This window comes from Pantoea sp. EA-12, assembly GCF_030053355.1.
Classification (GTDB): Bacteria; Pseudomonadota; Gammaproteobacteria; order Enterobacterales; family Enterobacteriaceae; genus Pantoea; species Pantoea vagans_C.
Window position 1 is genome coordinate 33,022 of the sequence record NZ_JASGBY010000017.1, and the last position, 21,186, is coordinate 54,207.

22 protein-coding genes are annotated in these 21,186 nt (G+C 52.2%); 7 read left to right on the plus strand and 15 right to left on the minus strand.

Features of this window, described 5'->3' with window-relative positions; all coding sequences use genetic code 11:
• Nucleotides 1-178 precede the first annotated feature (178 nt).
• The 11 genes from QMZ30_RS21050 to QMZ30_RS21100 form a co-directional block, all read right to left on the minus strand.
• Nucleotides 179-823: an oligosaccharide flippase family protein gene (locus QMZ30_RS21050; protein ID WP_039328108.1), complete on the minus strand. Its 645-nt coding sequence runs from the start codon at nucleotides 821-823 to the stop codon at nucleotides 179-181.
• A 191-nt stretch (nucleotides 824-1,014) separates the two neighbouring features.
• Nucleotides 1,015-1,281: a hypothetical protein gene (locus tag QMZ30_RS21055; protein WP_283228839.1), complete on the minus strand. Its 267-nt coding sequence runs from the start codon at nucleotides 1,279-1,281 to the stop codon at nucleotides 1,015-1,017.
• 438 nt (nucleotides 1,282-1,719) lie between these two features.
• On the minus strand, nucleotides 1,720-2,115 hold the full coding sequence (locus tag QMZ30_RS21060; RefSeq protein WP_283228840.1) for a polyketide cyclase: 396 nt from the start codon (nucleotides 2,113-2,115) through the stop codon (nucleotides 1,720-1,722).
• Between the two features lie 168 nt (nucleotides 2,116-2,283).
• The gene (locus QMZ30_RS21065) at nucleotides 2,284-3,426 is read right to left on the minus strand and encodes an alanine racemase (RefSeq protein WP_283228884.1); all 1,143 of its coding nucleotides are present in this window, start codon (nucleotides 3,424-3,426) and stop codon (nucleotides 2,284-2,286) included.
• Nucleotides 3,427-3,496: 70 nt separating this feature from the next.
• Nucleotides 3,497-4,942 carry an efflux transporter outer membrane subunit gene (locus QMZ30_RS21070; RefSeq protein WP_283228841.1) on the minus strand — a complete coding sequence of 482 codons (1,446 nt, stop codon included), beginning with the start codon at nucleotides 4,940-4,942 and terminating at the stop codon, nucleotides 3,497-3,499.
• Nucleotides 4,943-5,080: 138 nt separating this feature from the next.
• On the minus strand, nucleotides 5,081-6,004 hold the full coding sequence (gene lpxP / locus QMZ30_RS21075; RefSeq protein ID WP_039328123.1) for a kdo(2)-lipid IV(A) palmitoleoyltransferase: 924 nt from the start codon (nucleotides 6,002-6,004) through the stop codon (nucleotides 5,081-5,083).
• A gap of 404 nt (nucleotides 6,005-6,408) precedes the next feature.
• Entirely contained in the window at nucleotides 6,409-7,698 is a 1,290-nt protein-coding gene (locus QMZ30_RS21080; RefSeq protein ID WP_283228842.1) for a maltoporin, read from the minus strand.
• 25 nt (nucleotides 7,699-7,723) lie between these two features.
• Nucleotides 7,724-9,373 carry an alpha,alpha-phosphotrehalase gene (locus tag QMZ30_RS21085; protein ID WP_283228843.1) on the minus strand — a complete coding sequence of 550 codons (1,650 nt, stop codon included), beginning with the start codon at nucleotides 9,371-9,373 and terminating at the stop codon, nucleotides 7,724-7,726.
• Nucleotides 9,357-10,808, minus strand: coding sequence for a PTS trehalose transporter subunit IIBC (treB, locus tag QMZ30_RS21090; protein ID WP_283228844.1), 1,452 nt, complete (start codon nucleotides 10,806-10,808; stop codon nucleotides 9,357-9,359). Before treB ends, QMZ30_RS21085 begins: the two co-directional genes overlap by 17 nt.
• Before the next feature lie 196 nt (nucleotides 10,809-11,004).
• Nucleotides 11,005-11,961, minus strand: coding sequence for a trehalose operon repressor TreR (gene treR / locus QMZ30_RS21095; RefSeq protein WP_283228845.1), 957 nt, complete (start codon nucleotides 11,959-11,961; stop codon nucleotides 11,005-11,007).
• 123 nt (nucleotides 11,962-12,084) lie between these two features.
• Complete coding sequence (locus QMZ30_RS21100) at nucleotides 12,085-12,948, minus strand: YicC/YloC family endoribonuclease (protein WP_039328135.1); 864 nt, start codon at nucleotides 12,946-12,948, stop codon at nucleotides 12,085-12,087.
• 173 nt (nucleotides 12,949-13,121) lie between these two features.
• Between QMZ30_RS21100 and QMZ30_RS21105 the strand changes: the two genes are divergently transcribed.
• Nucleotides 13,122-13,565, plus strand: a complete 444-nt coding sequence (locus QMZ30_RS21105; RefSeq protein ID WP_283228885.1) for a DUF3574 domain-containing protein — start codon at nucleotides 13,122-13,124, stop codon at nucleotides 13,563-13,565.
• Between the two features lie 42 nt (nucleotides 13,566-13,607).
• On the opposite strand, the gene QMZ30_RS21110 is transcribed toward QMZ30_RS21105, so the two are convergent.
• Entirely contained in the window at nucleotides 13,608-14,792 is a 1,185-nt protein-coding gene (locus QMZ30_RS21110; protein WP_283228846.1) for a NupC/NupG family nucleoside CNT transporter, read from the minus strand.
• A 146-nt stretch (nucleotides 14,793-14,938) separates the two neighbouring features.
• Between QMZ30_RS21110 and rph the strand changes: the two genes are divergently transcribed.
• Together rph and pyrE are read left to right on the plus strand one after the other, a co-directional pair.
• A complete protein-coding gene (gene rph / locus QMZ30_RS21115; protein WP_283228847.1) occupies nucleotides 14,939-15,655 on the plus strand; it encodes a ribonuclease PH in 717 nt (238 codons plus the stop codon).
• Nucleotides 15,656-15,704: 49 nt separating this feature from the next.
• Nucleotides 15,705-16,346: an orotate phosphoribosyltransferase gene (gene pyrE / locus QMZ30_RS21120; RefSeq protein WP_034823839.1), complete on the plus strand. Its 642-nt coding sequence runs from the start codon at nucleotides 15,705-15,707 to the stop codon at nucleotides 16,344-16,346.
• A gap of 85 nt (nucleotides 16,347-16,431) precedes the next feature.
• On the opposite strand, the gene slmA is transcribed toward pyrE, so the two are convergent.
• From slmA to coaBC, 3 genes are all read right to left on the minus strand, one after another.
• Nucleotides 16,432-17,028: a nucleoid occlusion factor SlmA gene (gene slmA, locus QMZ30_RS21125; protein ID WP_039328145.1), complete on the minus strand. Its 597-nt coding sequence runs from the start codon at nucleotides 17,026-17,028 to the stop codon at nucleotides 16,432-16,434.
• A gap of 116 nt (nucleotides 17,029-17,144) precedes the next feature.
• Nucleotides 17,145-17,603: a dUTP diphosphatase gene (dut, locus tag QMZ30_RS21130; protein ID WP_039328147.1), complete on the minus strand. Its 459-nt coding sequence runs from the start codon at nucleotides 17,601-17,603 to the stop codon at nucleotides 17,145-17,147.
• Entirely contained in the window at nucleotides 17,581-18,801 is a 1,221-nt protein-coding gene (coaBC, locus tag QMZ30_RS21135; RefSeq protein ID WP_283228848.1) for a bifunctional phosphopantothenoylcysteine decarboxylase/phosphopantothenate--cysteine ligase CoaBC, read from the minus strand. Before coaBC ends, dut begins: the two co-directional genes overlap by 23 nt.
• 190 nt (nucleotides 18,802-18,991) lie before the next feature.
• On the opposite strand from coaBC, the gene radC reads away from it, so the two are divergent.
• The 4 genes from radC (at nucleotide 18,992) to mutM (ending at nucleotide 21,186) form a co-directional block, all read left to right on the plus strand.
• Nucleotides 18,992-19,648 (plus strand): RadC family protein, encoded by a 657-nt coding sequence (gene radC, locus QMZ30_RS21140; protein WP_283228849.1) that lies wholly within the window; start codon nucleotides 18,992-18,994, stop codon nucleotides 19,646-19,648.
• 242 nt (nucleotides 19,649-19,890) lie between these two features.
• The gene (gene rpmB, locus QMZ30_RS21145; protein ID WP_007885297.1) at nucleotides 19,891-20,127 is read left to right on the plus strand and encodes a 50S ribosomal protein L28; all 237 of its coding nucleotides are present in this window, start codon (nucleotides 19,891-19,893) and stop codon (nucleotides 20,125-20,127) included.
• A gap of 11 nt (nucleotides 20,128-20,138) precedes the next feature.
• The gene (gene rpmG, locus QMZ30_RS21150; protein ID WP_001051798.1) at nucleotides 20,139-20,306 is read left to right on the plus strand and encodes a 50S ribosomal protein L33; all 168 of its coding nucleotides are present in this window, start codon (nucleotides 20,139-20,141) and stop codon (nucleotides 20,304-20,306) included.
• Between the two features lie 70 nt (nucleotides 20,307-20,376).
• Entirely contained in the window at nucleotides 20,377-21,186 is an 810-nt protein-coding gene (mutM, locus tag QMZ30_RS21155; RefSeq protein ID WP_283228850.1) for a bifunctional DNA-formamidopyrimidine glycosylase/DNA-(apurinic or apyrimidinic site) lyase, read from the plus strand.

Below are 21,186 nucleotides of genomic sequence, written 5' to 3' on the forward strand. Positions count from 1 at the left end.
AACCGGCGGGATAAATTGGCGATGTGATGTCAGTTCGCATAAAAAAAAGTGATGTGAATTAGGGGGGAGGATACGGCTGAACGCCTTGCGGGTCTGAAAAAGAAAAAAGCGTGCTGGCGACCAGCACGCGAACGCATCTTCTCAGATGCCCAGAGCCCACCATACAGACTTGTTGTTATTATCCGTTTCTTGCACGCACATTGGCGAAACTTTTCAGGCTAAAACGGTATTCCGGCTGGAACCAGGAACGGCCGTAGTAGCAGTAGACCAGCATTCTGATGGATACCATCGCGAGGTAGCCCCAGATAGCGCACAGCACTGAAGGTGTTAACCACACGGTAAACAACGTGACACCTAACCCAACCAGCACCGAGGAAGTTTCGGTGAAAGCGATGCGCGAAAATTGTTTTTCCCGCTGTAATATAGCGCGATAATGTTGACCTTGCGGAATAATAATAAATATAACCGAAATCATTTCCAGCATAATGGCCATTTCCGGCTGATTCATTATGCGGCTGTACAGGTCGCTGCCAATAAACAGAACGGCAAATATCACCATTCCGCTTAATACATTCCCCCAATACAGAATGGAAAGTTCGCTATTATTCAGGTTTTTATTTCTAATTACTGCGTTGCCAAATCCGCGATCGGCCAGTGTATCAATGACCAATAACATCACAATAGCAATAGCGAGCAGGTCTAACTCGTTTGCCTGAAGTATTTGTGCCAGAAGTGAAAGCTGTAAAACACCAATGCCGACGATTTTAATGGATGACAAAATTGACCATTTGGCGCTGGCCAAATTCTTTTCTCTTATCGTCATACTCTGCTCGTTATGGTACATGTACCAGTGCAATTGAGGGTTCACCCGGGCTGAGGCCCAGAGTACAGATTATACCCAAAATAATTCGAATTGCGGCAAGTGGGTGAACCCTCAGGAGCTTACATCAGTAAGTGACTGGGGTGAGCACACGCAGCCAACGCAACTGCGGTTCGAAGTATGACGGATATACATCAATGCAGCGTTTCCTGGCGCAGCCCTGAGATACCTTTCAGGGATTGCCATGTTAAGATGCATTCAATTAAATGATGCTCTGAATTTAAAAATATAACCCTGGTGTGTAATTTTTTAATTGTCTCAGCGGTATCTCCCCCAGTCAGGAGGAAATCCGCAAGATCGTTATAAAATCCCTTTGCGTTATTATATTCCCCGGCCAGCATCCTCCTGGCAATCTCAACAAATTCTTTTTCTGATAACAAAGGATAGGTTGAGCGATCCATGTTGATTCCCTGCTGTTGTTATTATCGTGTATTGCTGTGTGTGAATGAGTTATACCGTGTTTTAATTAAATTAACACCATAAGAAAACTCCTATAAATAAACTTCATAAATAAATGGTTTCAGACTTTGCATCTGAATAGATAAGGCGATCGATTTACTATTTATTAGTCTTTGTCGACAGTTTGCAACGATGACAAGTCAGTGGAATGGGCGAAATTATAAAAACATCGATAAATCAGAGCGCGTCAGTGGACATATGGGCTTCCTCACCAGGAATTTTCCTGGTGAGGAGACTTTAGCCAGACTGGTGAATCGTGAAAAAAACCGCTTAAAAAATCGTACAACTGTTAAATGCTGCTGCGTAAAAAAAAGAGATTTTCTTATTGGTTGATTCCAACGCAAGTTAAAGCCATGGCGAAAATTAATAATATATTGATTCTAATGGGTTAAAAGATGAAGAAGTTGATCCAGATCGCGCTTAACCCAGGCAACATCCTGCGCGAATTTCTCATCAGACATCAGCGGTTGACGATAAACCACCATCACAATTTCCGCCCCTTGCTCGTTGGCTATCACCCGCATGGGCATGTAAATCTCTTTGCCGGTACCGGTATCAATCCAGTGATCCATAACCCCAAAAGGGTTATGGGGCGTGAAGCGGATTTTTACCGAGCCTTCGGGACCTTTCGCTCGCCAGTAGCTTCCTTCCTGGGTCAGGGTGCTGGCGCTGAGCCCGCTCGCCCATTTGGCAAAGCATTCCGGCTTCCAGATGGTTTCATATAAATCTAACCAGTGACGAGGAATGGTTAGCGTGACTGTCTGAGATGGCAGCATGGAACCTCCTGTTGAGCAGATAATGCCGGTTTGAAGCGGCAACAACGTGCAAGGCTGCGTTCAACAAGGCCCTGCAACATTTTGTACCTTAACTGAAGGTAAGCGGGCTGGAAATGGCCCGCTCATGGAAGTGTGGCGTCACAGAGGTTTCAGGGGGAAATGCGATGATCAGATAAACTTGCCGCGCCCTTGAATATCGAGGGTCTCTGCATTGCCATCTGGATGGCGCAGGACAAAATCATCGGACTGTGCCACGACTGCGCAGCTGTGATTAGGGAAGATGCGCAGAAGAGAACCTAATGCGGGAGCTCGATCGTCGTACTGTAAAAAGCCATGCTCTTCCGACAGCTTCAGCACTTCATACTGGTTACCCTGCTCATCAACGGCAATTCCGAAGCCAGTGGCATTAGTGCCGTGTGGGCCTTTGTCGGAGCTGAGCATTTTCGAACCGGCATCGATAATCGCGTAGTGCGAATTGACCGCCACCACCCGCGTGACCACACTGAGTGCCAAGGCATCGGGCTCACATAAACCCAGGCGGTAGGCGGTGAGATCCAACAACGCATAGTTCCCTGGGCGAATTTCGTCACTGCCTTCGGTGACCGGTGCAGCTAAAGCCGTTGGCGTGGAGCCCACTGAAATCGGGCAAGGCGTTATGCCCGCCGTGTTAAGCCGCTGCTGTACGTCGCGCATCAATATCATTTCCTTTAGTGCCACATCGGCGATGGCTGCAGCATTGCCCGCGCCGTAAGCATGGCCCGCATGAGAAACCAGTCCGGCAAAAGAGATTCCCGCCTCATGGATCTGTTTAGCCAGCGTCACCGCTGCGTCACTGTGCGGATCGATGCCCACACGATGTAAACCGACGTCGACTTTAATCGCGATGGCGACATCGCCAGTGGGCTGGCGCTGGCAGGCATCCACTATGGCCGCCACGCCTGCTGTGCTGTCTGCGATAAAGGTAATACGTGCCTGATGCTGGCGCGCAACGGCCAGCAGCTCGGTCAATGTGTCGGCATGGACCACGGGATACGCCAGCAACAGATCACGCTCGCCGCCGAGGATAAAAGCGATACCTTCACTTGGTTTTGACACGGTAATGCCGCGCGCGCCCAACTTGCGTTGTTGCTCAGCAATCCAGACACTTTTATGGGTTTTGATGTGCGGACGCAGTGCCACACCAGCGGCATCCGCTTTTTGCTGCATAAGTTGCAGATTGCGTTGCAGGCGTGCTGCATCAATTTCGAGGTAAGGGGTGAGTCGGTCAGCGATAAGCGGCCGTAACCAGCCAGCGTTAGCATTCAGTTCCATCATGATAGTCCGCGGGTTATTCCAGATGCGGACTATCATTCATCAATGCGTGGCCGAATGCCAGCCACGCTTATCCCTGCGCAGCAGGGGTGCCATTCTGGAAGCCACCCCCCAGATCTTCAATTAGCACCACTGCCAGATTGATCTGCTGTGCCTGTAACGCCACCAGTTTCTGGTCGGATTCAATCAGCTGGTTTTGGATGGTGAGGACATCCAGATAAGGCCGCAGACCTGCCGTATATTCACGATTCAAATCATCCCATGCGCTATGAATCAACTGATTGGCGCTCTGCTGCTGGGCCAACTGCTCCTGAATCGATTGCAACTGCGTGATGGTATCGCTGATGTTGCCGAGTGAACCGATCAATAATTTATTGTACTGCGCGACTGCCAGGTCCCAGTTGGCATCACTCTCTGCCAGATCGGCGCGGCGCTTACCGGCGTCAAAGATGGGCAGGGAGAGGCTGGGCCCCACATTGAAGAAGCGACTCGGCGCACCAAAGAACGCATCGCCAAGCAGTGAACGCGTACCCGCTTCTGCCACCAGGTTGATGTTGGGATAAAACTCTGTTTTGGTTGCGGCGATCTGCTTCGATGCCGCTTCCACACGCCAGCGTGCCGCGACGACATCTGGACGGCGTCCCAGCAACTCGGCGGGAATGTTGTTCGGCAGTGTTGCGGCGATCGGAACCGCCATCTTGGCTGGCTTCAATTGGTGCCAGTAGTCGGGCCCTTTACCAATCAGTGTGGAGAGCTGAATTCCGGCATCGGTTACGTTCTGCTGGGCTTCGGTCAGGCTGGCTTCTGCGGTTTTCTGCTGTGAAAGCGCTTGCTTATATTGATAGTCAGAGGTTAAACCCGCGCTGACATACTGCTGCTGGATTTTAGCAATCCCCTGAGAGCGATCGGCATTCTGCTTTGCCAGTTCAGCGTTTGACCAGGCCAGATTGAGGTTGTTCCAGGCGCGCGTCACGTTAGCGGCGAGCGTGAGCTGGCTGGCCTGGCGATCAAGCTCGCTGGCGCGCGCCTGGCCCAGTGCGGCTTCAGCGGCATCTTTCTTACCGCCCCACAAATCGAAGGTGTAGCTCATGCCAATATTGGCGGTGCGCAGTGTGCTGTAGCTCTTGCCCTGTAGCAGCGGGTCATCCACTTTTGCCACGCGAGAACGGGTAATACCGGCATTCAGGTCAACGTCAGGATAACGTTCAGCATCAGCAGCAATCACCTGCGCATTGGCTTTATCAGCCTGCGCGTTGACGACCTGTAAATCAGGGCTGGAGGTCATGGCATCAGCGATCAATCGATTGAGCTGCGCATCGTTAAAGTTTTGCCACCACGCTGTTTTTGGCCAGTTTGCCGCACTGAAATGTGCGTCTTTCAATGATTGATTGGCCTGCAGTGAGTTGGCATCAAGCAGCGTGTTATGCGTGTGTAAGCCATGCGGGTTGGCACAACCGGCCAGCAAGGCGCTGGCAATGGCAAGCGCGAGCAGTTTGGATCTAAATTGCAGAGTCATGTGTTTGGTCAGAATAGGAGAGAGCAGACCATTACATGAGTCTGTGCAAATTTTGACAAACTTGTTTTTCGTTAAGAATGGTTGGCAAATGTGAGCGGCAGGAAGGTGCAGCAGGCGGGAACCTGCTGCATCAAGAGATTAGATGTAAAGTGATGCCTCACCCGGTGGGCGGGTTTTAAAGCGACGATGCAGCCACAAATACTGCTCTGGCGCACGCAGGATCTCTTTCTCAATCACTTTATTCATATAAGCCGCCGCAGCCGCTTCATCTTCATAAGGATAGTTTTGCAGCTCTGGCTGAATAATCAGCTGATAGCCGCTCTTGTCGCTGTTACGGATCAGCACAATGGTCAGCATGGCCGGTTTCGCCAAACGCGACAACACAAAAGTGCCGTTGGTGGTAGCCGCTTTCTCAACGGCAAACAGCGGAGCGAATACGCTTCCTTTCGGGCCGTAATCCTGATCCGGTGCGAACCAAACCGCTTCACCCTGTTTCAGCGCCTGCACCATGCCACGTAGATCGCGACGATCGATCATCGCCTTGTTAGATCGCATACGGCCTTTGGTTTGCGCCCACTCCATCGCCTGATTATTGTGCGGGCGATACATCGCCATCATCGGCTGGCACAAGCCCGTAATACGTCCACCCAATTCCAGTGACATAAAATGCACGCCAATGGCCATTACACCGCGATGATTTTGTTGTGCATTTTGTAGGTTGTGCAGACCTTCAACGTGAAAATAGCGGCGCACGCGCGCATCGGACCAGAACCAGGCGATACCGGTTTCTGCCAATGCCATGCCCAGCGACTCAAAATTGCCTGCGATCAACACCTCTTTGTCTTCCTCATTAATATGTGGAAAGCAAAGTTCAATGTTGCGACGCGTAATGCGCTCACGACGCTTCAGAAAGTGGCGTGACAGCTTGCCGGCAGAGGCGCCAAGCCGTATCAAAATGGGATAAGGGAGTTGCACCAGCAGCCAGAGTACACCCAGACCAAACCAGGTAAACCAGTAGCGGGGATGCAAAAGTTTGGAACAGAACTGCCCGTTTTTCTTCATAACGCCTTCAGAGAAAGAGTGAATGTATCGCGCAAAGAAGGGTGTCCATGAATTCCTGGCGGTACGACTGTGTTATTTACGACCAGTAGATTAGCAAATAGTGCCTTCAAAGAAACGCAATCTCTGCAATCTTCAGGATTGAGGGGTTTGATTGAGGAGGGAATTATGCAGGAATGGTAAGGCTGGATTATTCTTTTTTATCATTAATAACATTGAGTTATATTCGTGTAATGGGCGCATTGACTCCCTCCATAATCATAGGTTTGGTTAAAAAATATCATACAAAAATACGCATCCTTTCAAATGCCTTACATTGCGTAATTTAAAAAATCGGCTAGCGTCGCGAAATCAGGTCGTGAGCGACAGAAACCCTGCGCAAGCTGAGTGCCTGCGCAGGGACAGTTTTACCACCAGGCTTCTATCTGTGCGCCAAACGCCACTTCGCTACCTGCTCCTCTGCTGAAGGTTTTAGCTGGCGAATCGCGCAGGGCGATGTTTTTGCCGTAGGCACTCTCGCTGGCGTCTGCGTAGCCCCATTTCTCATTCCATTTGGCATAAGTGGTGTAAAGCCGAAGTGCAGGGCGTGACCAGATACTCTCACCCGCCTGCCATTGCTGCGCCAGCGTAACCTTATACTGCTGATTATTTTCGCTGACTTGCTGTGATTTGACCCGGTCATAGCCCAACTCAACCAGGGTGCTCATGATCGGTGTCCATTTATACATCGGGCGGATGCCAGCACTGTACCAGGTGGTGCCATTATGGTTTTCCCGATCGATATTCTGGTAAAGCCCGACATACATCAGGCTCCATTTATCATTGATATCGATAGCGCCATGGTTGATGAGTCGAAGCATGTGACCGTTATTGTCCACGCTGGCCCCTTCTGGGCGCCCGGTGGTGATTGATGTCATCGCGTCGGTCGCATACTGCACCGCAAATTTGTTAAATCCGCCTTCTAACGATTGCGTATGCTGTACCGTGGCCATCCATCCCCGGGATGAAGCTCCCTCGGCGAGTGAGAACCCTTTTTGCACTTGCGCACGTCCGTAGTCGACACCGAACTCCAACTGGCCATTGCGGTTGGTTTCAATATCCGCAAGACGCACATCAACGGTGTCATTAATGGTGGGTTGCCACTTCATTTGGTTTTCAATAAATCCCCATGATCCGCCTGCTTCGGTATTGCGTGTCACCGCTAACGAGAGCTTGCCCAAGGGGGTGTCGATATGTTCTAACCCGACGCCTGGACCAGAGATATCCCAATAGTAAAAATCAATCATATGCACATCATGGCGCTGATAGAGGCGTTTACCTGCCCATAATGTTGACCCTGGTAGGGCATCGATAATGTTTTTTCCCTGAACATTGGCTTCACGAAAGTTGGGTGTAACGCTCTCGACATCATTCTGTTGAGAGACGGCATAGGCGAGGTTGGTATCGAGATAAAAACGCTGACCGTTCTCTTCCCATAGAGACTGACCCAGCTTGAGTTCCGCATAGGTTTCACACTCATTACCCAGCCGGTAAACCCCGTTGGCGCCAGTGGTGCGGGCGCACTTCTGCTCACCGCCTTTGCTACTCCAGCCGATGCCGGACCGCGCGTAACCGCCGAAATCTACCGCCAGTACGGGATCCGCAATAATGCATCCCAGAAGGGGAATGAGGCGTATGGATTTTCCTGGTTTTTTCATTGTTATATCCTTTTATTTCATTGTTTTATTTAGGGTTGAGGTAAAGGCATTCGTAGGGGCGCAGCGTGTTTTTACACACAGATGGCGGATAGTTACCGAGCAATACATCGCCAGATAACAGTTCGTTATCCACCTCCAGATGGGCAGGACTGAGATTGGCGATCACCTTGAGTGTCGGATGACCGCATGCGTTGCGTGTGTAACACCACAAGGAGGGATCGGTGGGCCGTAAATCCCGGTAATCTCCTGCGGTGATTACGGGTTGAGTTTTGCGTAACTGGATCAGCCGTTGATAGAGGTAAAAAACGGAGTCGGGGTCGGACAACGCCTGCTCCACGTTGACTTGCTCAACGTTATCGCAAAGTGAAATCCAGGGCGTGGCGCGGGAAAATCCGCCATGAAGTGACGCATCCCACTGCATAGGCGTGCGACCGTTGTCTCGCGACTTACTGGCGAGGATCGGCATCAGCTTGTGCTCATCCCCACCCTGTGATTGTTGCGCAGCGAAAAGATTGAGCGTCTCAACATCACGATACTGCGAGATATCGCTAAACCCTGGATTGGTCATACCGATCTCTTCGCCCTGGTAGATGAAGGGCGTGCCTTGCATGCCGTGCAGAATCATGGCCAGCATTTTGGCGGAGCAGGTACGCCACTCACCGTCATGACCGTAGCGAGAAACGATGCGTGGCTGATCGTGATTACACCAAAACAGGGCATTCCAGGCATGGCCATGCATGCCTTGCTGCCATTGGTTAAAAATCGCTTTCAGCGCGATAAAATCAGGTGGAGTGAGACTCCATTTTTCACCATTGAGGTAATCCACTTTCAAGTGGTGAAAATTGAAGGTCATGGATAATTCGCTGCCATCAATCGCAGCGTACTGACGGCAGTGTTCAAGCGACGTGGAGGACATTTCACCCACCGTCATCAGCTGCAGGGGCTGAAAAACATCGCGGCTGAGTTCGCGTAAATAGTGGTGGATGTGCGGGCCATCGGTATAGAAACATCGCCCATCACCGTGGGAATCATCGGGGAAATCAGCGTGTTTAGAGACTAAGTTGACGACATCAAGGCGCAAGCCATCTACCCCGAGACCTGCCCAAAACCGACAGATGTCTTTTAGGGCTTCACGTACAGGCGGATGCTGCCAGTTTAAGTCAGCCTGCTGGGGGCTAAACAGGTGCAAATAATAGTGCTGACTCTCCTCATGCCACTGCCAGGCGCTTCCACCAAATTTTGATTGCCAGTCATTAGGCGCAACCCCTTGAGATCCGCTGTGCCAGAGATAAAAATCCCGATAATCACTGCCTGGATTTTCTGCCTGCTTAAACCAAGGGTGTTGTGTGGAGGTATGGTTAAACACCATATCCATCACCACACGAATCCCCAATTGATGCGCGGCGTCGATTAGGCGTTTGAAGTCTTCTAACGTGCCGTAGAGCGGATCAATGTTGCAGTAGTCGGCAACGTCATAACCGTTGTCGACCTGCGGTGAAACATAAACAGGGGTGATCCAGATGGCGTCCACGCCCAGGGTTTTCAGATACCCAAGCCGCTGAGTGATGCCATTGATATCGCCAGTGCCACTGCCCGTGCTGTCCTGAAAACTTTTGGGGTAGATTTGATAAATCACCCCATTTTTCCACCAAGGGATCTCATTCAGCTGTGCCATAACCTGTTTCCTGATGACGTGCCGCAGCAGATTTTGAAGAGTGGAATTTGTGTCGGTAGATGAGAGAAGTGAGCGCAACAGGCACCAGGATGGCAATTAACATCGCCAGTGCAAAAATGCCCCAGAACTGCGGTTTGATAGAAAGGATGCCAGGCAAGCCTCCCACGCCAATGCCGTTGGCATTGACACCATACAGGCCGCATACCAGTGCAGCACAGGCCGATCCGATCATCGCGCAGAGCATGGGAAAACGGTATTTCAGGTTAATCCCGTACATCGCGGGTTCTGTCACGCCGAGGAAAGCGGAGATCGCCGCCGGCACCGAAATTTCGCGCTCTTTCTGCTTCTTGCTGAAGAGAATGATCCCCAATACCGCGGATCCCTGCGCAATATTCGACAGGGCGATCAGCGGCCAGAGCGGTGTCCCGCCGGTGCTTTGCAGCATCTGCATATCAATCGCCAGTGTGGTCTGATGCACACCGGTGATCACCAGCGGTGCATAAAGAAAACCGAACAAGGTCGCACCGATTGGCGCGAACGCCCCTGACATAACGCTTTTCACGCCCCACGCCACAGCATCACCCAACATACGACCAAAAGGACCGATAAGCGCGTGGGCAAGGAAAACCGCGATGAGCAGTGTGGAGATCGGCACGATGACTAAATGCAGAAAATCAGGGATGGCCTTTTTGAAGCGGTTTTCGATGAGTGCAAGGGCAAGACCCGCCAGCATCGAGGGAATGACCTGAGCCTGATATCCGACTTTTTCAATGGTGAACCAACCGAGTGACCAGGTATCAGGGAGCTGCTGCCCCAGGCCATAGGCGTTCATCAATTGCGGTGAGACCAGGGTAATGCCAAGCACGATGCCCAGTATCTCAGTGCCGCCCATTTTTTTGACCGTGGACCAGCACACCGCAACCGGCAGGAACATAAAGATAGCTTCGCCGGGCAACCAGAGCAGGTCATACAGCGTTTGCCAGACCGGGGAGATTTGCGCCAGGGTTTTGCCATCGCTGAACGGGATATCACCGATGACATTGCGAAAGCCGAGGATTAAGCCACCGCTTATCAAAGCGGGCAACAGCGGAAAGAAAATCTCAGCAAAGTGGGAGATGGCACGTTCGAACACACTCATGTTGTTGCGTGCGGCAATCTTCACAGCTTCTTTGTTCTGTTTATCGCCGCCGGTCAGGCGTAACAGCATGCTGTAGTAATCACCCACTTGGGTGCCAATAACGACCTGAAACTGGCCAGCATTGGTGAAACAACCTTTCACCATCTCCAGAGTTTCAATATTTGCTGGGGAAGCCAGTGAGGGATCATGCAAAACAAACCGCAATCGAGTAATGCAGTGACTCACACTCGCGATATTGTCTTTACCTCCCACATACTCAATTAAGCGTTCAACATCCTGTTGCGGGTTTGTGCTCATTTTTCTATGCCTTAAGCTGCAGAATTAACACCGCAGAAAGCCTTGTTGACTTTCTACGCATCTGGCGCAGACATTACACAAAGCGTCGCTGCAATAATTGGGAACGTTCCCTATAGTGTGTGTTTCTTCACATAAAAATCGGGAACGTTCCCAAATGTGAGCCAGAGATCACATTGGTCATGGGTGACGGGTGCGGTTAATCCTGAGGATGCAGCGTGGGGGAGAGCAGATGTTGTTGAGGGTTTAAGTTGCCCGCGAGCTGAGAAATCAGCTGTCTGACAGCCACTTCCCCGCTATTTTTATAACCGGGTTGCACAGAGAGGGTGAGGGGGAAGATGAACTCTAATAAGGTATTACTGCCTACACAGCCAACCTGTACATGGCTGATGGCATGCTGTTGCAGGTATTTCTGAACACCTAACGCAATCGTGTCAGAAGCACAGATGACCGCTTGAGTATGGGGTTTCAGTACCTGAGCGATAAGATCAAATCCGCTCTGATAGCTAAGATCACCCAGCGCCATTGTCACTTCAATATGATGTTGCTGGCATTGCGTGATGTAAGCCTCTGAACGCTGCTGGCCTGTGGTGGTATCGCTGGCTTCCACGCCAATGTAGCTAATATGCCTGACATTTTTTTCAATAAGCTGAAGCATGAGGAGCTGGATCGCACCGGCATTATCATATTCGACCGATGAGACACCGGGCATACCCTGTGCCACCAGCACCGTTTTGTGTTGCCACTGTTCAAGCACGCTTGGGCCTAAAGTAGAGAAGCCAAACAGAATCAGACCATCGATGTTGCGCTTTTCCAGCAGCTGTAAATGTTCAGCGACCCGCTCCGGGCTGAATTGGCTTTCAAGAATAATCGGGTCATAACCCTGTTGATATAACAAGGGCAGCATCGCGCGGACAGACTGTGTTTCTGCCGGCGAGTCCAGTCGGGAAACAATAATCGCGACGATTTTGTCACTGCCGCCTCGCATCGATCGCGCTGATTTTGACGGGCTGAAATTCTGATCCTGCACCACTTGAAGGACTTTTAGACGAGTCGCTTCGCTGACGCCCCCTTCATTATTGATCACGCGCGAGACAGTCGATTTACCTACGCCACTCAAACGGGCGATATCTTTTATGGTCAGACGGTTATGCATAGTTTCGCGTAGCAGTGTCAATTAAGGGTTTAGGTAGTGCAAGTGTACCCTTTTCACTTAAAGGCTTCAGCGCAAAGAGTAGGTCAAGCCCCCAGGTGCGGGACTTAACCTCGTCAAAGGATGTTACTCGATATTCTGAATCTGCTCGCGCATCTGCTCAATCAGTACTTTCAGCTCAATCGCTGAAGCAGTGATATCCGCATTAATTGACTTGGAAGCCAGCGTGTTCGACTCGCGGTTGAACTCTTGCATCATAAAGTCGAGGCGACGTCCCACGGCTTCTTTCTTCTTCAGAATGTTATAGGTCTCTTTCACGTGCGCATCGAGGCGGTCCAGCTCTTCTGCCACATCAACGCGCTGTGCCATCATCACCAGTTCTTGTTCAAGGCGATTGTTTTCCAGCTGCACTTCGGCTTCTTCTAGTTTTGTGATCAGACGCTCGCGCTGCCATTTCAATACATCCGGCATTTGCGCACGCACTTTGCTCACTTCTTGAGAGACACCTTCCAGACGCTGTTCGATCAACGTTTTCAGCGCGTTGCCCTCGCTTTCGCGCGCCACGATAAAGTCATCAAGTGCACCATCCAGTGCCGCCAACAGTTCGGTATTGATGGCATCGAGATCCTGCTCTTGTGCCGACATCACACCCGGCCAGCGCAGGATATCCAACGGATTAATTGCGCCTTCATCGGTTTGCAGCTTCACCCAGTTGGCAGCACGCACCAGCTGTTTCGCCAGCGCTTCGTTGAGTTGCAGTTCGCCCTGTGCAGAGGGGTCGGCGTCAAAACGCAGGTTGCACTCGATTTTGCCACGCGTCAGACGGTTGCGGATGCGTTCGCGAATTACCGGCTCCAGGCCGCGAAATTGCTCGGGCAGACGGATGTAGGTTTCCAGGTAGCGCTGGTTCACCGAACGGAGTTCCCAGGCGGCGCTGCCCCAGTTGCCTTTGGCTTCGCGGCGGGCGTAAGCGGTCATGCTGCGGATCATAAGCTTGTACTCATTTTCAGGAATGTTCCCCGCATTATAGTGACGGTAGCCAAACCATGATAGGCGTATGCGTAATGAGCGTGCCTCGTGGACGACTTTCGGCGAAAAGGATGACGGATCAACCCTTCTCACCCTATGATGTTCTGTGTGATACCTAAAATTCTGAGGCTATGATGTTGAATAATTTGGCGATACCGCTGGTACTTGTCCTCTCTCTGGCCGGATGCCAGGCACCCTCTACCTCCCACGAACAGATCCCACCTAATACCGCGCCTGTCGCCGTGTGTGGCGCGGGTGACATTATGATGCAAACCACCTTGTGGTTCGGTATGAACAAGCCCAAAGGCGGCACGGTAAGCAGCAGTGAATGGCAACAGTTTGTTGATAACGACGTGACGCCGCGCTTTAAAGACGGGCTTTCCGTGTATGACGGTAAAGGGCAATGGCTGGGCGAAGGGGGCAAACTGGCGCGTGAAAACAGTAAGGCCTTGATGCTGATTCATCAGCCTGATCGCTCAAGCTCAGACAGCATCAACACACTGCGTGACATCTATAAAAAGCGATTTGATCAGGAATCCGTGATGCGCGTTGATGCGCTGGTGTGCGTGGCGTTTTAGTGAAATGAGCAGGGCGCACCCTTCAAGCGCGCCCTGAAGAACTTAAATGAACAGGCCAGCAAACGCGGCGGACAGCAAGCTCACCAGCGTTGAGCCATAAACCAGCTTCCAGCCAAAGCGCGACACAACGTTACCTTGCTTCTCGTTGAGTCCTTTAATCGCACCGGCCACAATTCCGATCGACGCAAAGTTGGCGAACGACACCAGGAATACCGACAAAATACCCAGTCCGCGCGGTGTCATCTCTGCTGCCACTTTTTTCAACTCAATCATGGCAACAAATTCATTGGCGACCAGCTTAGTCGCCATGATGCTGGCGGCCTGCAGTGCATCGGCGGTCGGAATACCGATCAGCCACGCAAAGGGATAGAACACGTAGCCGAGCAGTTGCTGGAAGCTGTAGCCAAAGACGGCAGAGAACAGCGCATTGATGGCGGCAATCAGCGCGATAAAGCCAATCAGCATCGCTAAAATGATCATCGCCACTTTGAAACCGGCCAGAATGTATTCCCCCAGCATTTCGAAGAAACTCTGGTCTTCATGTAGCTTATCCAACGCGATGTGCTCTTCATTTTCCTGGCGAGTAGGGTTGATGATCGACAAGATAATAAAGGTGCTGAACATATTGAGCAGCAGCGCGGCAACCACATATTTGGCATCAATCATCGACATGTAGGCGCCGACAATCGACAGTGAAACCGTCGACATCGCCGTCGCTGCCATGGTGTACATGCGCCGTGCCGAGATATCGCCCAAGATACCTTTATAGGCGATGAAGTTCTCCGACTGACCCAGAATCAAGGTGCTGACGGCGTTAAATGACTCCAGCTTGCCCATGCCGTTGACTTTAGATAACAGAGTACCGACCACGCGGATCAGTAACGGCAGAATGCGCCAGTGTTGCAGAATACCAATCAGCGCAGAGATAAACACAATCGGGCAGAGTACACCGAGGAAAATGAATGCCAGGCCCTGTTTTGCCATGTTGCCGAACACAAAATCGGTACCTTGTGCAGCAAAGGTTAATAAGGTTTCGAAAAAGCCGCCGACGGCGGTCACCACGGACTGGCCTCCGGCCGAATGCAGGAAGAACCATCCGAGCGCGGCTTCAACAATCAATAGTTGAATAATAAAGCGCGGACGAATCTGTTTACGGTCATGGCTGACCAGCAGCGCAAGGGCAAAAATCACCCCCAGCGCCAGCAGGAAATGGAGTATCGCTGTCATCATTTATCTTTTTATTTGAAGGAAAGGGCGCATTTAGCCACAGCTGAGGCTAAATTTCATCCGGGATTGTCGCTCACGCGGGCAGGACAGCCGGGTGGGAAGTCCGTATAATGCGCAGCCAAACCTAAGCAAGCCGGAGAGAAACCATGCGTCCAGCAGGCCGTAACGCATCTGAAGTGCGTCCCGTTACCCTCACTCGTCACTACACCAAACATGCTGAAGGCTCTGTCCTTGTCGAGTTCGGTGAAACCAAAGTGCTGTGCACCGCCACTGTTGAAGAAGGTGTGCCGCGCTTCCTCAAAGGGAAAGGTCAGGGCTGGGTCACCGCTGAATATGGCATGCTGCCGCGTTCAACCCACAGCCGTATGGCGCGTGAAGCGGCAAAAGGTAAACAAGGTGGGCGCACGCTTGAGATTCAGCGTCTGATCGCCCGCTCGCTGCGCGCAGCCGTGGATTTAGAAGCTTTGGGTGAATTTACTATCACGCTGGATTGCGATGTGATTCAGGCTGATGGCGGCACTCGCACCGCATCCATTACCGGCGCTTGCGTGGCCCTAGCCGATGCACTGAATGCGCTGGTGGCGGCCGGTAAACTGAAAGCCAATCCGATGAAAGGCTTGGTTGCTGCCATTTCTGTCGGGATTGTGGGCGGTGAAGCGCTGTGCGATCTGGAGTATGTGGAAGATTCCGCGGCTGAAACCGACATGAACGTGGTGATGACAGAAGATGGCCGCATGATTGAAGTGCAGGGCACTGCTGAAGGTGAGCCGTTCAGCCATGAGGAATTACTGCAGTTGCTGGCGCTGGCGCGAGGCGGCATTGAGCAGTTGATTCAGGCGCAAAAAGCAGCGTTAACAAATTGATTTAACAGGCGACCACAGAGTCGCCTTTTCTTTATTTGAGGAGTGAGAAATGAAAGCCTGGCAGCGTCAGTTTATTGAATTCGCCCTGAACAAAGGGGTTCTGAAGTTTGGTGAGTTCACTCTGAAATCGGGTCGTAAAAGCCCGTATTTCTTTAACGCCGGTTTGTTCAATACAGGACGTGATTTAGCGCTGCTGGGACGTTTTTATGCGCAGGCACTGGTAGACGGCGGTGTGGACTTCGATCTGCTGTTTGGCCCAGCGTATAAAGGCATTCCGATTGCGACCACCACCGCGGTGGCGCTGGCCGATCACCATGACCGTGACGTGCCCTATTGCTTTAACCGCAAAGAAGCCAAAGACCACGGCGAAGGTGGCTTGCTGGTGGGCAGCCCACTGCAGGGCAAAGTGATGCTGGTGGATGATGTGATCACCGCAGGCACGGCAATTCGTGAATCCATGGATATTATCAGTGCGCATAACGCGACGTTGGCAGGCGTAATGATTTCTCTGGATCGTCAGGAGCGTGGACGGGGTGATATCTCTGCCATTCAGGAAGTCGAGCGCGACTACCAGTGCAAAGTGACCGCTATCATTACGCTGGCGGAGCTGATTGATTACCTGGAAGAGAAGCCGGAGATGGCGGACCATCTGGCGAAAGTGCGAGCCTATCGGAAAGAGTACGGGATTTAATATCGCTGTATGATGACGGTCGCCATGTATGGCGACCCTAGTGCGACGTTTCGTAAGGTGCGCATTGATGCGCACCCACTCATGATTACACTAACTGCGCGGCCATCAGCGGCCAGCGGGTGTCGAAATCCGCGGTGGGACGGAAGCGGAATTCAGAGCGCACATAACGCGACAGTAACCCCTCACAAAACGCCAGCAGTTGGCTCGCCAGCAGCGTTTCATCGGTTTGGAAACCGTCACCTTCACGCATTTTTTTCTCACGCATCACCTGACGTAGCTGTACCTCGATGCGTTCAAACAGCTGGTTGATGCGCCCTTGCAGGCGATCCTGTTCAAACATCAGCGCGTGTCCAGTCAGAATGCGCGTCAGCCCCGGATTACGCTCACCAAATCCCAGAATCAATTGCACGATGAGACGCAAGCGGGCAACGGTTTCTTTTTCATCTTTCAGGATCAGATTGATGCGAGTAATCAGACTGTCTTCGATAAATTCGATCAGGCTGTCGAACATGCGCGTTTTGCTGGGGAAATGACGATACAGCGCCGCTTCCGAAACGCCTACATTGGCTGCCAGCTTGGCGGTGGTGATGCGCTGACTGCCATCGCTCGACTCCAGCATTTGCGCCAGCGCCTGCAAAATCTCTTCGCGACGATTCCGTTTCGCGACTTTTTTTTCTGCCATGACCTTCAAGACCCCTGAGATTCACCAAAAACAGGCAATACTGCCTCATCTACTACAAGCGCAATGGCCCGTGGCGATGAGAAATAAAAAGATGGCTTAGCGAAAAGTGTCGCGTGTTACTGGCGGCCAGAGTGACCAAAGCCGCCTGCACCGCGATCGCTGGTGTCGAATTCTTCCACCAGATTGAATTCGGCTTGCACAACGGGTACGAACACCAGCTGCGCCAGGCGGTCACCTGGTTGCAGTGTGAAGCTATCCTGGCCACGGTTCCAGACAGACACCATTAACTGCCCCTGATAATCGGAGTCAATCAAGCCGACCAGGTTACCCAGCACGATGCCGTGCTTATGACCGAGGCCCGAACGCGGCAGAATCACTGCTGCCAGTGAAGGGTCGGCAATGTGAATCGCCAAACCGGTAGGCACCAACGTGGTCATGCCTGGCGTGATTTCCAAAGCGCCATCCAGGCAGGCGCGAAGATCGAGGCCTGCAGAACCTGGGGTTGCATAAGTTGGCAGCGGGAATTCATTACCCACACGCGCATCAAGAATTTTAACGTCGATTTTTTTCATCATAACGGCTGACAATCTCGTCTATTAATTGTTGGCCAAGGAGCGTCTTATCACTGAGCGGTAAGACTTTCTCTCCTTCCTGCCAAAAAAGGTGAAGAGCATTGGTGTCGCTATTGAAGCCCTGTCCGGCCTGCGCCACATCGTTGGCGCAAATCAGGTCCAGGTTTTTCCGCACCCGTTTTTGCCGCGCGTATTCTTCCACATTCTGGGTTTCGGCAGCAAATCCCACCACATAAGGGCGATTTTTCTGCAATGCGGCAACACCGGCGACAATATCTGGGTTCTTCACCAACTGCAGCGTGACGTTATCATCGCCACCCTGTTTTTTGATTTTCTCTGCGGCAATGGTCGCCGCCCGGTAGTCTGCCACGGCTGCACTGGCAATGAAAATATGTTGTTGGCTGATTTGCGCCATCACTGCCGTTTCCATTTCCAGTGCACTGCCCACATCAACACGCTTTACGCCCGCCGGTGTTGGCAGCGAGACCGGGCCGGACACCAGCGTCACGTTGGCACCGCGTTTGGCTGCCGCAGCGGCAATGGCGTAACCCATTTTTCCCGAACTGTGATTACTGATATAGCGCACCGGATCAAGCGCTTCACGGGTTGGACCGGCGGTGATCATAATGTTGAGATGTTGCAGATCGTTGACGGGCGCCGCCCATTCAAGTGCATAAGCCACAATGGCCAGTGGATCAAGCATACGCCCAGGGCCGATATCACCACAGGCCTGGCTGCCGCTATCCGGGCCCCAAATCAAGACGCCACGTTGATGCAAACGCTGTAAATTCTCTTGGGTGATGGCCGCGCGATACATTTGTTGATTCATGGCGGGCACTATGGCCAGGGGCGCTGCACTGGCGAGGCAGGCCGTTGTGACCAGATCGTTAGCCATGCCTGCGGTGAGGCGCGCAATCAGGTCAGCCGTGGCGGGAGCCAGCAGGATCAGGTCAGCCCATTTGGCCAGCTCAATATGGCCCATTGCCGCTTCGGCGGCGGGGTCGAGCAGATCATCAAATACCGGATAGCCAGAAACGGCTTGTAAGCTCAACGGCGTAATAAACGCTTTCGCGGCTTCGGTCATCATCACACGTACGTCAGCGCCGCGATCACGCAACCGACGCACCAACTCAGGAGCTTTATAAGCAGCAATGCCGCCGCTGACACCGAGCAGAATTTTTTTTCCGGCTAATCCCGTCATGTTTCTGGCCTCAACTCAAAACGGATTGCCGCGTCACACGCGGCAGATGGAGGGAACTTTATCACAAAATCCGCCACTCGCCTTTTCACTGCCAGCGGCCTTTGCGAGCCGTCTCTGAAATCGCAACCTGCTTGCTGGTGTGAAACCTGGCTGGCGCGCACAATCGCCACTTCGCAGGGAGGGTAAGGCAATGACAGAACTGGCACCACGGGAAAAGCTGGCATTAAAGGGCGCGGAATCACTGAGCGATGCAGAACTGCTGGCAATATTTTTGCGCACGGGCAGTCAAGGCACCAACGTGATGCTGCTGGCACAGCTGATGCTCAATGAGTTTGGTTCGCTTTATCGCATCATGACGGCGAACCATGAGGCGCTAGGGAAGATCAAAGGGTTGGGCTCGGCGAAGATTACGCAGTTGCACGCGGTAGCTGAGCTGGGGCGGCGCTTTTTTGCCAGCCAGCTGGCACGGGAAAATGTGATGGAAAATCCGCAGGTGACGCGTCATTACCTGCAAAGCGTGTTGGCGCATCAGGAACGAGAAGTGTTTATGGCGCTGTTTCTGGATAACCAACATCGTGTCTTGCAGGCACAGAAGATGTTTTCCGGCACCATTGCCAGCGTTGAGGTACATCCACGTGAAATTGTGCGTGAAGCGCTGAAACTCAACGCTGCTGCCGTGATTCTGGCGCATAATCACCCTTCTGGCATCGCTGAACCGAGTCGCGCCGATCGCGATATCACCGGTAAAATAGGGCAGGCTTGTGCCTTACTGAATATTCGTTTGCTTGACCATTTGGTGATCGGTCGCGGCGAGTACACTTCTTTCGCTGAGCGCGGCTGGCTGTAAAACATGCGGCCGGTTGGGCAGAAATGATGCATTTTCGCGCGATCCATAGGGATCTTTATCTGTTCGGGACTTGAGCACACCGCCTGAGCGGCGTATACTACGCCACCTTTGAGAATCTCGGGTTTGGCGTTTGGGTCAGCTTAGCGGGTTCACATGGAACTCGCCTGGCGGGCTAAGGCCTGACGAGGCGGCCAAAACCTAGTTTTTAAAGCTCGAGCTTATTTGATTTTTGGAGAATAGAAATGTCACGAGTCTGCCAGGTAACTGGAAAGCGTCCGGTGACGGGTAACAACCGTTCCCACGCAATGAACGCGACGAAACGCCGTTTCCTGCCGAACCTGCACTCTCACCGTTTCTGGGTTGAGAGCGAAAAGCGCTTCGTTACTCTGCGTGTATCTGCTAAAGGTATGCGTGTTATTGATAAAAAGGGCATTGATACGGTTCTGACCGAAATCCGCGCCCGTGGTGAGAAGTACTAAGGAACTGAATCATGGCTAAAGGTATTCGTGAGAAGATCAAGCTGGTTTCCTCTGCTGGTACAGGTCACTTCTATACCACCACGAAGAACAAGCGTACTAAACCAGAGAAATTAGAACTGAAAAAGTTCGATCCGGTTGTACGTCAGCACGTGATCTACAAAGAAGCCAAAATTAAGTAATTTTGGTGTTCTTGCTAAAAACCCGGCTTCGGCCGGGTTTTTTGTTTCTGCGGTTTGTTGAGGAGATGACATGCCTGAATTACCAGAGGTAGAAACCAGCCGACGTGGCATTGAGCCACATCTGGTGGGCGCAACGATTTTGCATGCGGTGGTACGTAACTCTCGCCTGCGTTGGCCGGTCTCGCACGAAATTCATGCGCTAAGCGACCAGCCCGTGCTGAGCGTGCAGCGTCGCGCAAAATACCTGCTGCTGGAACTGCCGCATGGCTGGATTATCATTCACCTCGGCATGTCCGGTAGTTTGCGTATTTTGCCTGGCGAACAGGCGGCTGCGAAGCACGATCACGTCGATTTAGTGATGAGTAACGGCAAAGTGCTGCGCTATACCGACCCGCGTCGCTTTGGAGCCTGGCTGTGGACCGCTGACCTGGAAGGCAGCAGTGTGCTGGCGCATCTTGGTCCGGAGCCGCTCAGTGCCGAATTTGATGGTGCTTATCTGTTTGAGAAGTCACGTGGTAAACGTACGGTGATTAAACAGTGGCTGATGGATAACAAAGTGGTGGTCGGCGTGGGTAACATCTACGCCAGCGAATCGCTGTTTACGGCTGGAATCTTGCCGGATCGCCCAGCGATGAGTTTAAGCCGTGAAGAGGCAGAGTTGATGGTTGCCACCATCAAAGCTGTGTTGCTGCGCTCAATCGAGCAGGGCGGTACTACGCTGCGTGATTTCTTGCAAACGGACGGCAAGCCGGGCTATTTTGCACAGGAACTGCAGGTATATGGCCGGGCGGGAGAGCCGTGTCGCGCTTGCGGTACGCCGATTGTCAGCGGTAAACATGGTCAGCGCAGCACCTTCTGGTGCCCACGCTGTCAGCACTAA

Bases quoted from the DNA above. Each gene is read 5' to 3' on its own strand.
- QMZ30_RS21050 (WP_039328108.1), bottom strand. From the start codon at position 823: ATGACGATAAGAGAAAAGAATTTGGCCAGCGCCAAATGGTCAATTTTG.
- QMZ30_RS21055 (WP_283228839.1), bottom strand. From the start codon at position 1,281: ATGGATCGCTCAACCTATCCTTTGTTATCAGAAAAAGAATTTGTTGAG.
- QMZ30_RS21060 (WP_283228840.1), bottom strand. From the start codon at position 2,115: ATGCTGCCATCTCAGACAGTCACGCTAACCATTCCTCGTCACTGGTTA.
- QMZ30_RS21065 (WP_283228884.1), bottom strand. From the start codon at position 3,426: ATGGAACTGAATGCTAACGCTGGCTGGTTACGGCCGCTTATCGCTGAC.
- QMZ30_RS21070 (WP_283228841.1), bottom strand. From the start codon at position 4,942: ATGACTCTGCAATTTAGATCCAAACTGCTCGCGCTTGCCATTGCCAGC.
- lpxP (WP_039328123.1), bottom strand. From the start codon at position 6,004: ATGAAGAAAAACGGGCAGTTCTGTTCCAAACTTTTGCATCCCCGCTAC.
- QMZ30_RS21080 (WP_283228842.1), bottom strand. From the start codon at position 7,698: ATGAAAAAACCAGGAAAATCCATACGCCTCATTCCCCTTCTGGGATGC.
- QMZ30_RS21085 (WP_283228843.1), bottom strand. From the start codon at position 9,373: ATGGCACAGCTGAATGAGATCCCTTGGTGGAAAAATGGGGTGATTTAT.
- treB (WP_283228844.1), bottom strand. From the start codon at position 10,808: ATGAGCACAAACCCGCAACAGGATGTTGAACGCTTAATTGAGTATGTG.
- treR (WP_283228845.1), bottom strand. From the start codon at position 11,961: ATGCATAACCGTCTGACCATAAAAGATATCGCCCGTTTGAGTGGCGTA.
- QMZ30_RS21100 (WP_039328135.1), bottom strand. From the start codon at position 12,948: ATGATCCGCAGCATGACCGCTTACGCCCGCCGCGAAGCCAAAGGCAAC.
- QMZ30_RS21105 (WP_283228885.1), top strand. From the start codon at position 13,122: ATGTTGAATAATTTGGCGATACCGCTGGTACTTGTCCTCTCTCTGGCC.
- QMZ30_RS21110 (WP_283228846.1), bottom strand. From the start codon at position 14,792: ATGACAGCGATACTCCATTTCCTGCTGGCGCTGGGGGTGATTTTTGCC.
- rph (WP_283228847.1), top strand. From the start codon at position 14,939: ATGCGTCCAGCAGGCCGTAACGCATCTGAAGTGCGTCCCGTTACCCTC.
- pyrE (WP_034823839.1), top strand. From the start codon at position 15,705: ATGAAAGCCTGGCAGCGTCAGTTTATTGAATTCGCCCTGAACAAAGGG.
- slmA (WP_039328145.1), bottom strand. From the start codon at position 17,028: ATGGCAGAAAAAAAAGTCGCGAAACGGAATCGTCGCGAAGAGATTTTG.
- dut (WP_039328147.1), bottom strand. From the start codon at position 17,603: ATGATGAAAAAAATCGACGTTAAAATTCTTGATGCGCGTGTGGGTAAT.
- coaBC (WP_283228848.1), bottom strand. From the start codon at position 18,801: ATGACGGGATTAGCCGGAAAAAAAATTCTGCTCGGTGTCAGCGGCGGC.
- radC (WP_283228849.1), top strand. From the start codon at position 18,992: ATGACAGAACTGGCACCACGGGAAAAGCTGGCATTAAAGGGCGCGGAA.
- rpmB (WP_007885297.1), top strand. From the start codon at position 19,891: ATGTCACGAGTCTGCCAGGTAACTGGAAAGCGTCCGGTGACGGGTAAC.
- rpmG (WP_001051798.1), top strand. From the start codon at position 20,139: ATGGCTAAAGGTATTCGTGAGAAGATCAAGCTGGTTTCCTCTGCTGGT.
- mutM (WP_283228850.1), top strand. From the start codon at position 20,377: ATGCCTGAATTACCAGAGGTAGAAACCAGCCGACGTGGCATTGAGCCA.